At 68.0% G+C, this 12,209-nt stretch carries 11 protein-coding genes; 3 read left to right on the forward strand and 8 right to left on the reverse strand.

All coding sequences use genetic code 11. The features are described 5' to 3' along the window. The 5 genes from lipA to sucB all read right to left on the reverse strand — a co-directional run bounded on the left by lipA (window position 1) and on the right by sucB (window position 5,219). Complete coding sequence (gene lipA / locus ACFYOW_RS37600; protein WP_387294827.1) at window positions 1-1,017, reverse strand: lipoyl synthase; 1,017 nt, start codon at window positions 1,015-1,017, stop codon at window positions 1-3. 78 nt (window positions 1,018-1,095) lie between these two features. Then, window positions 1,096-1,830, reverse strand: coding sequence for a lipoyl(octanoyl) transferase LipB (lipB, locus tag ACFYOW_RS37605; protein ID WP_387294828.1), 735 nt, complete (start codon window positions 1,828-1,830; stop codon window positions 1,096-1,098). Between the two features lie 112 nt (window positions 1,831-1,942). Further along, entirely contained in the window at window positions 1,943-2,476 is a 534-nt protein-coding gene (locus ACFYOW_RS37610; protein WP_387294829.1) for a GNAT family N-acetyltransferase, read from the reverse strand. Between the two features lie 32 nt (window positions 2,477-2,508). Beyond that, a complete protein-coding gene (locus tag ACFYOW_RS37615; RefSeq protein WP_387294830.1) occupies window positions 2,509-3,414 on the reverse strand; it encodes a TIGR01777 family oxidoreductase in 906 nt (301 codons plus the stop codon). A gap of 23 nt (window positions 3,415-3,437) precedes the next feature. Further along, on the reverse strand, window positions 3,438-5,219 hold the full coding sequence (sucB, locus tag ACFYOW_RS37620) for a 2-oxoglutarate dehydrogenase, E2 component, dihydrolipoamide succinyltransferase (RefSeq protein WP_387294831.1): 1,782 nt from the start codon (window positions 5,217-5,219) through the stop codon (window positions 3,438-3,440). A gap of 259 nt (window positions 5,220-5,478) precedes the next feature. On the opposite strand from sucB, the gene ACFYOW_RS37625 reads away from it, so the two are divergent. Then, window positions 5,479-5,841, forward strand: coding sequence for an oxidoreductase (locus tag ACFYOW_RS37625; RefSeq protein ID WP_387294832.1), 363 nt, complete (start codon window positions 5,479-5,481; stop codon window positions 5,839-5,841). 76 nt (window positions 5,842-5,917) lie between these two features. Here the strand turns inward: ACFYOW_RS37625 and ACFYOW_RS37630 are convergent, their stop codons facing one another. Next, on the reverse strand, window positions 5,918-7,453 hold the full coding sequence (locus ACFYOW_RS37630) for a leucyl aminopeptidase (RefSeq protein WP_387294833.1): 1,536 nt from the start codon (window positions 7,451-7,453) through the stop codon (window positions 5,918-5,920). 67 nt (window positions 7,454-7,520) lie between these two features. On the opposite strand from ACFYOW_RS37630, the gene gcvT reads away from it, so the two are divergent. Together gcvT and ACFYOW_RS37640 are read left to right on the forward strand one after the other, a co-directional pair. Next, window positions 7,521-8,621: a glycine cleavage system aminomethyltransferase GcvT gene (gcvT, locus tag ACFYOW_RS37635; RefSeq protein WP_387294834.1), complete on the forward strand. Its 1,101-nt coding sequence runs from the start codon at window positions 7,521-7,523 to the stop codon at window positions 8,619-8,621. A gap of 105 nt (window positions 8,622-8,726) precedes the next feature. Next, window positions 8,727-9,827, forward strand: coding sequence for a branched-chain amino acid aminotransferase (locus ACFYOW_RS37640; RefSeq protein WP_387294835.1), 1,101 nt, complete (start codon window positions 8,727-8,729; stop codon window positions 9,825-9,827). A gap of 44 nt (window positions 9,828-9,871) precedes the next feature. Here the strand turns inward: ACFYOW_RS37640 and ACFYOW_RS37645 are convergent, their stop codons facing one another. Both ACFYOW_RS37645 and ACFYOW_RS37650 read right to left on the reverse strand, forming a co-directional pair. After that, the gene (locus ACFYOW_RS37645; RefSeq protein ID WP_387294836.1) at window positions 9,872-10,585 is read right to left on the reverse strand and encodes an MBL fold metallo-hydrolase; all 714 of its coding nucleotides are present in this window, start codon (window positions 10,583-10,585) and stop codon (window positions 9,872-9,874) included. A 476-nt stretch (window positions 10,586-11,061) separates the two neighbouring features. Beyond that, entirely contained in the window at window positions 11,062-11,811 is a 750-nt protein-coding gene (locus tag ACFYOW_RS37650) for an adenosylcobinamide-GDP ribazoletransferase (RefSeq protein ID WP_387294837.1), read from the reverse strand. Window positions 11,812-12,209: the final 398 nt, after the last annotated feature.

Genomic DNA, 12,209 nt, shown 5'->3' on the forward strand with positions numbered 1-12,209 from the left:
CTAGCCGCCGAAGCGGGCCAATACGGAGCTGGCCTCCTGTGAGGCGGTGCCCTCCTGTGCGAGATGCGCCATGGCAGGGGCGATTTCGCGGCCGTGGTGGGCCATTGCCTGGGCGTAGAGGCGGCCCGCGCGGTACGAGGAGCGGACCAGCGGCCCGGCCATGACACCGGCGAACCCGATTTCCTCGGCCATGCGGGAGTGCTCGACGAATTCCTCGGGCTTGACCCAGCGGTCCACCGGATGATGGCGCGGCGAGGGCCGCAGGTACTGGGTGATGGTGAGGATGTCGCAGCCGGCCTCGTGCAGGTCGCGCATGGCCTGGGTGACTTCCTCAGGGGTTTCACCCATGCCGAGGATCAGGTTCGACTTGGTGACCAGGCCGTCTTCGCGGGCGGCGGTCAGCACGGCGAGGGAGCGCTCGTAGCGGAACGCCGGGCGGATCCGCTTGAAGATGCGCGGCACCGTCTCCAGGTTGTGCGCGAGCACCTCAGGGCGTGACGAGAAGACCTCGGCCAACTGCTCGGGGACCGCGTTGAAGTCCGGGATGAGCAGTTCGACGCCGGTGTTCGGGTTCAAAGCCTTGATGGCGCGGACGGTTTCGGCGTAGAGCCAGGCGCCACCGTCCTCGAGATCGTCGCGCGCGACGCCGGTGATGGTGGAGTAGCGCAGGCCCATCGCCTGGACGCTTTCGGCGACCCGGCGCGGCTCGTCGCGATCGAGTGCGGCGGGTTTGCCGGTGTCGATCTGGCAGAAGTCGCAACGGCGGGTGCACTGTTCGCCGCCGATGAGGAAGGTGGCCTCACGGTCTTCCCAGCATTCGAAGATGTTGGGACAACCCGCCTCCTCGCACACCGTGTGCAGGCCTTCGCGTTTCACCAGGCCCTTGAGTTCGGTGTACTCGGGGCCCATCTTGGCTCGGGTCCGAATCCATTGAGGCTTGCGCTCGATCGGGGTCTCCGCGTTGCGCGCCTCGATGCGTAGCAGTTTGCGTCCTGCCGGTGCTGAAGCTGAGGTCACTCGATCGACCTTACGCCTGCCGTGCGCCGCCGTCGGATGCAGTCCGTCACTGTCCCGGGCAACGCGACAGCAGCCGACTCATTCGGCTTTCGCGGGCTCCACGACCGGTGCGGCGCGCACGATGTCGCGTGCGGTCACCGGAAGTTCGCCATTGAGCGCACGGGTGATCGCATCGGCGACGAGCGGCTTGACTTCGGCCACCGTGACCTCGCGACCGAGTTCGCGCGTCAGCGTGGTGACACCGGCGTCGCGGATGCCGCACGGGACGATCGCCTGGAAGCCGTCGAGCGCCGAATTGCAGTTGAGCGAGATGCCGTGCAGCGCGACGCCCTGCTGTACCCGCACGCCGATCTGGGCGACCTTGCGCTCGGAGTAGAGCTCGGTCGCGGCCAGCCAGACACCCGAGCGACCCTCGACCCGTCCGCAATCCAGGCCGAGGCCGGTGCAGACGGTGATCAGCGCTTCTTCCAGCCTGCGCACGTAGTGCACGACATCCACCGGCTCGGCCAGCCGCACGATCGGGTAGCCGACCAGCTGGCCCGGACCGTGCCAGGTGATCTTGCCGCCGCGATCGACCTGCACCACCGGGCTGCCGTCGATCGGCAGATCCTCGGCCTCGGTGCGGCGACCAGCGGTGTAGACCGACGGGTGCTCCAGCAGGAGCAGATAGTCGGACCCCTCACCGGCGGCCCGCTGCGCGGCGATCGACCGCTGCATCTCCCAGGCGCTGTGGTAATCGATGAGTCCGAGATCCTCGACCACGATCGGGGTCGTATCGAATCTGGCGGACCAGGTGGTGCGCGTGTCGTTCACGTCCTCGACGGTACGCCGAGTGTGTCGATTCGATAAACCAACCCGATGTGGGCGATGCCACATGGTTGCCAGGTTTGGCATCGGTGCAAGTGGGTGCACTGGTCCGTGCGGCTCAGTCGCCCTCGACCGGCAGGGTCAGCTGCATCAGCGTCAGATCCATCCAGCGACCGAATTTGCGGCCCACTTCCGGCAGTTCCCCGACCGTGCGGAAATCGAATCGCTCGTGCAGCGCGATCGAACCGGTATTGCCGGATTCGATGGCGGCGACCATGGCGTGCACGGTACCCGCCTGGCGGGCGCGCTCGATCAGCTCGGTGAGCAGGGCACTCGCAATACCGCGGCGGTGGAAACGATCGGCGACGTAGACCGAATTCTCCACGGTGAAGCGGTAACCCGATCGGGTCCGCCACGGGCCGTAGCTGGCGTAACCGGCGACCTCGCCGCCGATATCGGCTACCAGAATCGGCAGCCGGGCGGCGGTGCGGTCGCTGAACCAGGCGCGCCGATCGTCGAGATCGACCGGCTCGTGATCCCAGATGGCGGTGGAGGTCGCGATATTCGCGTTGTGGATAACCAGGATCTCGGGCAGATCGCCCGCGCGCGCGTCACGGATGACGGTGGCGGGTCGGGTGTCCAGCTCGGTCATCGATCTACTCCATGGGGTCTTCGGATGCGGCGTCAGCGTTCGTCGTCGCGGCCGAGGGCGGCCGCAAGCGCCGCACCGATCGTCTGGTGCTGGAACGGATAACCCGCCTCCTCCAGCGCCGTCGGAATCGCGCGCGGCCCGTTCAGGATCGCCTCTTCGGCGAATTCGCCGATCAGCGCGCGTAATGCGAACGCGGGCACCACGAATGGGGCCGGCCGGTGCAGCACACGGCCCAGGGCCCGATTGAATTCGGCATTGGTGACCGGTGCCGGACCGACGGAATTGACTGGCCCGGCAATGCTGTCGTGGGTGAGCGCGAAGATGATCGCGCCGATCTCGTCGGCCATCGAGATCCACGGCGTGTACTGCCGTCCATTGCCGAGTCGGCCGCCGAGGCCGAGCGAATACAGCGGCTGCAGCATGCCGAGCATGCCGCCGTGATGGGACAGCACCACGGCACTGCGCAGCAGCACCGTGCGCACACCCGCATCGACGGCCGGTTTGGTCGCGGCCTCCCAGTCCCGGCAGAGGGTGGCGAGGAAACCCGTTCCCGCGGGGGTGGTTTCGTCGACCACCCGGTTGCCGGTGGCACCGCCGTAGTAGTGCACGCCGCTGGCATTCACCAGCACCGGCACACCAGCGGCGGCGACCGCATTGGCCAGGACATCGGTCGGGGTGAGCCGACTGTCACGCAGCTCCTGTTTGTAGCTGCCGTTCCAGCGCCGCCCTCCGATGCTCGCCCCGCAGAGGTTGACCAGTGCGTCGGCGCCCCGCAGGGCCCGCTCGTCCAGTTCGGCGCGAGCGGGATCCCAGCGGTATTCGTCCGGCGCGTTGGGTGAGCGGCGTACCAATCTGGCGACTTCGTGCCCCTCGCGGCGCAGCGCCGCGACGAGTGCCGTCCCGATCAGCCCGGACGAACCGGCGATCACCACTTTCATACGCGACAGACGACCCTTTCCGACTACAGACCGAGGTCCGCCTCGAACGCCGCTTCCTCGAGCCGGTGCCGGATCGTGGTCAGGAAGCGACCGGCGTCGGCGCCGTCGATGAGGCGGTGATCGTAGGTGAGTGGCAGGTAGCACATGGACCGAACGCCGATGGACTCGTTGCCGGTCTCATCGGTGACCACCACCGGACGCTTGACGATCGCGCCCGTGCCGAGCATGCCCGCCTGCGGCGGAACCAGGATCGGGGTGTCGAACAGCGCGCCCTGGCTGCCGATATTGGTGATGGTGAAGGTGCCACCGGCCAGCTCGTCCGGCTTGAGGCCGCCGGTGCGGGCGCGATTGGCGATATCGGCGATGGCGCGGGCCAGTCCGGCCAGCGACAGGTCGCTGGCGTTGTGGATCACCGGGGACAGCAGACCCTGCTCGGTGTCGACGGCGATGCCGAGGTGCACCGAGGCGTGGTAGGTGATCTCCTTGGTGGACTCGTCGTAGCTGGCGTTCACATTCGGGTGCACGCCGAGCGCCTCGACGACCGCCTTGGCGAAGAACGGCAGGAACGTCAGGTTGACGCCCTCGCGGTCCTTGAACGCGGCCTTGGCCTGGCTGCGCAGTGCCGCGATCTTGGTGACATCCGCCTCGTGCACCTGGGTCAGCTGCGCGGTGGTCTGCAGCGATTCCCGGGTCTTGGTGGCGGTGATCTGGCGGATGCGGCTCGCCTTCTGCACGGTGCCGCGCAGGTGCGCCAGCTGCGACGGGGCCGCGGGGGCGGGCGCCTTCGCAGCCGGTGCGGCCGCCGCGGGGGCGGCTGCGGCCGGTGCCTTCTTGGCCTCGACGGCGGCGAGCACATCCTGCTTGCGGATGCGTCCGCCGACACCTGAGCCGGTGACTGTGGCGAGGTTGACGCCGTTCTCCTCGGCCAGCTTGCGGACCAGCGGGGTGACGTACGGGGTCGCGCCGTTGCCGGAGGTGTCCGGGGTCGGCGCCGGAGCCGTGGCGGCCGGAGCCGGAGCAGGCTTGGGTGCCGGGGCGGGAGCCGGAGCAGGGGCAGGTGCCGGAGCGGCGGCCGCGGGGGCCGGAGCAGGCGCAGGCGCAGGAGCCGGAGCAGGCGCGGGGGCCGGAGCTGCCGGGGCCGGTGCGGGGGCGGCGGGTGCCGGTGCGGCGGCCGCGGGGGCGCCGCTGCCGATCACGCCGAGCTGTCCACCGACGGCGACGACATCGTCTTCCTGCGCGGAGATTTCCAGCAGGGTGCCCGCGACGGGCGAGGGGATCTCGGTGTCGACCTTATCGGTGGAGACCTCGAGAAGCGGCTCGTCGACGGCGACCTGGTCACCGACCTGCTTGAGCCAGCGGGTGACGGTGCCCTCGGTGACCGACTCGCCGAGTTCCGGCATCTTGACCGGGGTGCCCGACGCGGCGGCGGGGGCGGGGGCGGCCGGAGCCGCGGGGGCGGGGGCCGCAGCGGCGGCGGCCGGCGCGGGGGCCGGTTCCGGCTCCGGTGCGGGGGCGGGTGCAGGCGCGGCTTCAGGTGCGGGTGCGGCGGCGGGCGCGGGCGCTTCGCCGGCTTCGCTGATCACACCGAGCTCACCGCCGACCTCGACGACGTCATCCTCGGCGGCGACGATCTTCGACAACACACCCGCCGCCGGCGACGGGATCTCGGTGTCGACCTTATCGGTGGAGACCTCGAGCAGTGGCTCGTCGACCTCGACCGTGTCTCCTTCCTGCTTCAGCCACCTGGTCACCGTTCCCTCGGTGACGCTCTCACCAAGAGCCGGCATCTGGACGGAGAAGGCCATGTCCGTTGACTCCTCTGACTGCTCGACGGGTTCTACAACAGTTGATCTCACTGCGAACACCCACCGCGGGTCGCGATGGGTGTCCGAAAGCCACCGATCATTGTGCGTGGCACCGGAGATCTGTGTGGTTCTTGTACCGCGATCCATCCTTGCACTCGACCGCGAGACGTGTAGCACAGGGCAGCGAACTACACGGGGCTGGCAAGATGGAATGACCGATGCCGAGCACTCGGTCACCGGTGGAAGGAGGTCGGCGTCGTTGGGTTTGCTGGATCGTTTCCGAGGCGGCGCGGCGCGGGGAGGCAAGGCTTTACGTGCGGGTTCGGGTAGCGGCGACGATGCGCGCTATCTCGCCGAGTGGGTGCGTACCCATACCGGGGTGGAGGGCTACGTGGAGCCCAAGACGACCGTGACCGATGTCACTGTCGTGCTGGTCGCGGCCGACGGTGAATGGACTCGTCGCGTCGTCGGCGAGCGCGGTGCGCAGCGGCTAGCCGGAGATTTGCGGATTCCCGTTTACGACGTCCGCAAGACCGGTTATCCGCAACGGATGCGCGACTACGACGCCTGCAAGCGGATCGAGCGCCAGCGGGCGCTGGAACGCGAATTGGGCGACCTGTAGGGCTGTTCGTTTCGTTCAATTTGTTCGCGGCCCGCGGTGCGACGCCCGGGAATCCGGACGCCGCACCGGCATTCGATTACTCCGCCGCGACCTCGTGCGCGATGTCCTCGATCACCGAGACCAGGGTGCGGACCGGAACCCCGGTGCCGCCCTTGCCGATGTAGCCGAACGGGCCGCCGGTGTTGTACGCCGGACCCGCGACGTCCAGGTGCGCCCACTGCACACCCTCCGGGACGAACTCCTTGAGGAAAATCGCGGCCGAGAGCATGCCGCCCCAGCGGTGCGATGCGACATTCGCCAGATCGGCGACCTTGGAGTTCAGATCGGCCCGCAGTTCGGCGGGCAGCGGCATGGCCCAGCCGTTTTCACCGGCCAGCCGCGACAGCCGCGCGACCCGGTCGCGGAAATCGTCGGTGCCCATCACGCCGGGGGTACGGGTGCCGAGCGCGACCATCTGCGCACCGGTGAGGGTGGCGACGTCGATGAGGTACTCCGGATCGTCCTCACCCGCGCGCACAATGGCGTCGGCCAGGATCAGGCGGCCTTCGGCATCGGTGTTGAGCACCTCGACGGTCTTACCGCCGTACTGGGTGAGCACATCGCCGGGACGCTGCGCGGTGGCCGACGGCATGTTCTCGGCCATCGGCACGGTCGCGATCACGGTGACCGGTAGTTCCAGCTTGGCGGCGGCGATGGTCGCGGCGATGACCGCGGCGGCGCCCGCCATATCGGAGGTCATATTTTCCATATTCGCGGCGGGCTTGATGGAGATGCCGCCGGTGTCGAAGGTGATGCCCTTGCCGATGAGCGCGATCTTCTTGGCGCCGCCGTTGTAGGTCAGGCGCACCAGGCGCGGCTGGCGCGAGGAGCCCTTGCCGACGCCGAGCACGCCACCGTAGCCGCCGTCGGCCAGCGCCTGCTCATCGAGCACCTCGACCTGCAGACCCGCCGACTCGGCCAAAGCCTTCGCGCGGGTGGCGAATTCGGCCGGGTACAGGTGACTCGGCGGAGTGTTGACGAAATCGCGTGCGGTGGCGATGGATTCGGCGATCACCCAGTCGTGGCTGAAGCCCTTGCGGTAGGACACGCTCGGATCGCCGACCAGGAGTTCGACCTTGCGCACCGGCTGCTCGTCCGGCTTGCCGTCGGCACTCTCGGATTTGAACGCGGTGAAGGTGTACGCGCCGAGGAAGAACCCTTCGGCGGTGGGGCCGATGCCGCCCTCGAGACCCGACAACGTGGTCACGGCCCGGCCGACACCGGTCAGCGCACGTCCTGCGACACCGGCCGAGCGGCGGATCTGTTCGGCATCGATCTTGTCCGCGGCGCCGAGTCCGACGGCGAGCACGCTCTTCACATCGAGGCCGGTGGGGGCGGGAATCCGGGTGAGTTCCTCGGCCTTACCCTTCGCGCCGACGGCACGCAGCTGTTCCTGCAGCGCCGCGCGGACCTCCGGGGTGAGGATGTTGTCGACGAATTCGTCCTCCAGTGTGGCGATCGTCGGGCCGTCGTCACCGGACACCAGGCCGATCACCAACACATCGGTGTCGGCGCTGATGGTGTCGACCAGGTCCAGGTCCGGTCCGAGCGAGCGATCTGCAACAGCGGTCATGAGCACAGGCTATTCGGTCTGCTCCGGGTGGCGCATCGCGACGCCACCGCCGGGCTAAGCTCGGCCGGTGACCGATGCGAACCTGCTGCAAGGCCCGATCCATGGTGTCCACGTCGAACTCGGGGCGAAGTTCGCACCGTTCGGCGGATGGGAAATGCCGGTGTCATACGCGGGGACGGTCGGCGAACATCAGGCAGTTCGCACGACCGTCGGCCTGTTCGATGTGAGTCACCTCGGCAAGGCCACTGTCCGCGGCGCGGGCGCGGCGGATTTCGTGAACTCGGCGCTCACCAACGACCTCGGTCGGATCCGGCCGGGCAAGGCGCAGTACACGCTGTGCTGCGCGCCCGACGGTGGTGTGATCGACGATCTGATCGCCTATTACGTCAGCGATGACGAGATCTTCCTGGTGCCCAATGCCGCCAACACGGCCGCGGTGGTCGCGGAACTGCAGAAGGTCGCGCCGGACGGCATCACGGTCACCGACGAGCACCGCGATTACGGGGTGTTCGCGGTGCAGGGACCGCGCTCGACGGAGGTGCTCGCCGCGCTCGGGCTGCCGACCGATATGGAGTACATGGCCTACGCCGACGCCGAATGGGACGGCCGCCGGATTCGGGTCTGTCGCACCGGATACACCGGCGAACACGGCTACGAACTGTTGCCGCGGTGGGCCGATGCCGAGCCGCTGTTCCGCGCGCTCGTCGAGCAGGTCCGGGCGCACGATGGGCAGCCCGCCGGGCTCGGCGCCCGCGATACGTTGCGCACCGAAATGGGTTATCCGCTGCACGGACATGAACTGTCGCTGGAGATTTCGCCCGTGCAGGCGCGCTGCGGGTGGGCGATCGGCTGGAAGAAGGCCGAGTTCTGGGGTAAAGCCGCACTGGAGCAGGAGAAGTCGGCCGGTCCGCGTCGAATCCTGTTGGGGCTGAAGGCGCTTGATCGGGGCGTGCTGCGCCAGGGACAGACCGTGCTGCGTGCCGGTGCGCCCGTCGGCGAAACCACCTCCGGCACCTTCTCGCCGTCGCTGCAGATCGGTATCGCCCTCGCCCTGCTCGATACCGCGGCGGGCCTCGAACCCGGCGCGGAGGTCGAGGTCGACGTGCGCGGCCGCCGCCTGCGCTGCGAGGTCGTGCGTCCGCCGTTCGTCGACACGAAGACCAAATAGTCGGCGTCTCGCTGCGCACCGCGGATGTCGGCAGGGGACGCGGGTACATTCGCGGCGCGCCGACACTCGCACCGCGACGAAATCGCGCCCGATAGGATCTGCCTCATGACCGTTGCTGCACAGTTCACCCATGTTCCGCATCCCGCGCCCACCCCGGCGCAGCGGGTACAGGAGATTCTGGCGGCACCGGGCTTCGGACGCTTCTTCACCGACCACATGGTCTCCATCGACTACACCGAGGGCGAAGGCTGGGGCAATGCCAGGGTCGAGCCGTACGGGCCGTTGGCGATGGATCCGGCGACGATGGTGTTCCACTACGGCCAGGCCATCTTCGAGGGTCTGAAGGCCTACCGGCAGAACGACGGCAGCGTCTCCTGCTTCCGCATCGACGCGAATGCGACGCGCTTCCGCAACTCCGCGCGCCGGATGGCGATGGCGGAACTGCCCGAGGAACTATTCATCGAATCCGTGCGTCAGCTGCTCGAGGTCGACGGCGGCTGGGTGCCCGCGGCCGGTGGTGAGGAGTCGCTGTACCTGCGGCCGTTCATGTTCGCCACCGAGGCCGGGCTCGGCGTGAAGCCCGCCTCCGCCTACAAATACCTGCTGCTGGGATCGCCTGCGGGCGCCTACTTCCCGCGCGGTGTGAAGCCGGTGCGGGTCTGGCTGTCGACCGAATACGTGCGTGCGGCACCGGGCGGTACCGGTGAGGCGAAGGTCGCAGGCAACTACGCGGCCTCGCTGCTGGCGCAGGCGCAGGCCTCCGAGAAGGGCTGCGATCAGGTCGTCTGGCTCGATGCCTGTGAGCGCCGCTATGTCGAGGAGATGGGTACCAACAACCTGTTCTTCGTCTTCGGCTCCGGTTCCGAGGCCCGACTGGTCACCCCGGAACTGTCCGGATCGCTGTTGCCGGGCATCACCCGCGATTCGCTGCTCACCCTCGCCGCCGATTCGGGCTATGTGGTTGAGGAGCGCAAGGTTTCGGTGGAGGAGTGGCGCAAGGGCGCCGAATCCGGTGAGATCACCGAGGTTTTCGCCTGCGGTACCGCCGCCGTGATCACACCCGTCGGCTGGGTTCGGTCCGCCGATGGTGAGTTCACCATCGGTGGTGGTGAGCCGGGCGAGGTCACCATGGCGCTGCGTGACACTCTCACCGGGATCCAGCGTGGCACCTTCGCCGATATCCACGGGTGGATGCGCGGCATGTGACTGCGGCAGTCTCGTGAACGCCGCAGCCGTGTGCCGTTCGTGGGTCAGCTGGGCATGAAGGTGCGCCATTCCTCCAAGGTTTGCGGGCGCATGACGTAGTTGGCGTCCTTGACCGTGGAGAGCGCGGCGAAGGGATCCTGGGAATACCAGTGACCGGGGTAGACGACCGGGTCGCCGGATAGGTCGGCTAGGTAGCGCAGGCTACGGAACATGGCGTCGGAGTCGCCGCCGGGGAAGTCGGTGCGGCCGCAGCCGTCGATGAAGAGGGTGTCGCCCGCGATGAGGCGATTGTCGAACAGGAAGCACTGGCTGCCGGGGGTGTGGCCGGGGGTGTGCAGCAACTCGATCTCGAAGGCGCCGACGCTGACCTTGTCGCAGTGCTCGTGTCCGGTGAGTTCGCTCGGCGCGATACCGGTGACATTGGCAACCCAGGACAGTTCCTCGGCATTGACGTGCACCGGAACGCTCGTCTTTTCGAGCAGTTCCCGCACCCCGCGCAGGGTGAATCCCAGCATGGTGCCGCCGACATGGTCCGGGTGGTGATGGGTGGCGAGCACCCCGGTCAGCCGCAGCCCGTCGGCCTCGGCGATATCCACCAGATCGCCCGCCGCATACGCCGGATCCACCACCACACACTCGCCGGTCTCCCGATCGCCGATCAGATACGCGAAATTTCGCATCTGCGTCGCAATCGGATCACCCACGGCAAAATCTCGACCGGACAGCAGTTGACGAAAATACAGACGCTCGGAAGACATACCGTCCACTGTATTGCCTGACCCAGACAATGCGCGCACCGTGCCAGCTATCTCATCGCGGGAGTGCGTCCGCATGCGAGTGACGACATGCTCGTGTGCGTGATAAGCGGACTGAGGAAGCTGCGGTGCTGGCAGGCGCGGGCCCGATGCGAGTGAACACCGCCGCCGTTCGGGCCCGAGCGTTCACCTTTCCGCCGAGTCCGCACACCTCGGCGCTGCGTTCGGGGCGATGTACGGGAACACGATCCCCGAAATGTCCAGGGCGGCACGGTAACACGTTGCTGGCACGGGTCGGCCGAGTCAGGTGCCCGAGGCCAGTCCTGCGGCTGTGATGGCGACCGATATCTCTTATGTGACGCTACGGATATCGCCGGTTATGCAGCCGAAGGTGGGTGAAGTGCGATGACAGAGGCCGAAACGTCCGGGGCGGCACCGTAATGTAGGTATTCGCCGGTGCTTGGTGCGCGTTGGCCGACTCAGGCGCCCAGGGTCAGTCCGGCGGCGGTGATGGCGACGGATATCTCGAGTGTCGCGCCGAGGATGTCGCCGGAGAGGCCGCCGAAGCGGTGGGTGCAGTGTCGAATCAGTAGGGCTGAAATGCCCAGGGCGACAAGGACAACGGCGGGGCCGAGCCAGCGATGGTCCGGAACGGCGAGTATGCCCGCGGCAACGGCGAATGCGGACCAGAGTGCGATGGTGATCGGGTGCTGGGTCCCGGCGACCAAAGCGCCGAAGCCGGTGCCGGGAGCAGCGGCGGTGCCGCGCCGACATGCGAGGACCACCACCACTCGGCCGACGGCCACCGCGAGCAGCACCGCGAACCAACGCTCGGCCTGGGCCAGCGCGGCGAACGAAAACGCTTGGACCCCAACGGCGAACACAATTGCCGCTACCCCGAACGGCCCCGTGTCACCACTCTTCAATATCTCTCTGGCCCGCTCGGGTGAACCATACGACCCCAACCCGTCCAGCGTGTCGGCCAACCCATCCAGGTGCATCCCCCGGGTGATGAGCGCCATCCCCGCAACTACCACCAGCCCCGCGACCGCTGCACTCGTCCCACCCCACACCAACGCCCAGAGCACCCCGACCCCGGCCGCCCCGAGTCCCACGCCCACCAACGGCGCCAACGCAATCGCCCGCCCCGCCGCGCTCCGATCGACACTGTCCGGCCCCCGCACCGGCAGCACTGTCAGCCACGACACCGCAAGCCGCACACCGTTCATATTTGCCGACCTGTAATCGCTCGACCGTCGCCATCGTCGGATCCACGCAGCGAAACCGCCGCCGCGCTCGCTGTACGCCGTACGGCGTACATGCTGAGCGTTCCGCCGGCTCGGAGTGCCAGGTCCGCCTGTCGCTCGACGCGTGTGTTGCCGCTAACGGCCAGGATCGACCTGCAGGACGGGATCGTCTGCGGGTGATGGCGGTCGTCGCGGTGCTTCCGACCGAGAGCGCGGTCCGCTGGTCCGAGGTGCGAGTTTCGCTCGTCGCTGGAGGCGCGGGCAGCCAAGGTCTATTTCCGCAAGTCCGGTTGCGCGGTCGCTTGGGCGGCGATGCTGGTCCCGGCTTCGGCTTCGGCTTCGGCTTCGGCTTCGGCTTCGGCTTCGGCTTCGGCTTCGGC

The organism is Nocardia sp. NPDC006982, assembly GCF_042869435.1.
In the GTDB taxonomy this organism is placed as follows: Bacteria; Actinomycetota; Actinomycetes; order Mycobacteriales; family Mycobacteriaceae; genus Nocardia.

Bases quoted from the DNA above. Each gene is read 5' to 3' on its own strand.
- ACFYOW_RS37610 (WP_387294829.1), bottom strand. From the start codon at position 2,476: ATGACCGAGCTGGACACCCGACCCGCCACCGTCATCCGTGACGCGCGC.
- ACFYOW_RS37615 (WP_387294830.1), bottom strand. From the start codon at position 3,414: ATGAAAGTGGTGATCGCCGGTTCGTCCGGGCTGATCGGGACGGCACTC.
- sucB (WP_387294831.1), bottom strand. From the start codon at position 5,219: ATGGCCTTCTCCGTCCAGATGCCGGCTCTTGGTGAGAGCGTCACCGAG.
- ACFYOW_RS37630 (WP_387294833.1), bottom strand. From the start codon at position 7,453: ATGACCGCTGTTGCAGATCGCTCGCTCGGACCGGACCTGGACCTGGTC.
- ACFYOW_RS37640 (WP_387294835.1), top strand. From the start codon at position 8,727: ATGACCGTTGCTGCACAGTTCACCCATGTTCCGCATCCCGCGCCCACC.
- ACFYOW_RS37645 (WP_387294836.1), bottom strand. From the start codon at position 10,585: ATGTCTTCCGAGCGTCTGTATTTTCGTCAACTGCTGTCCGGTCGAGAT.
- ACFYOW_RS37650 (WP_387294837.1), bottom strand. From the start codon at position 11,811: ATGAACGGTGTGCGGCTTGCGGTGTCGTGGCTGACAGTGCTGCCGGTG.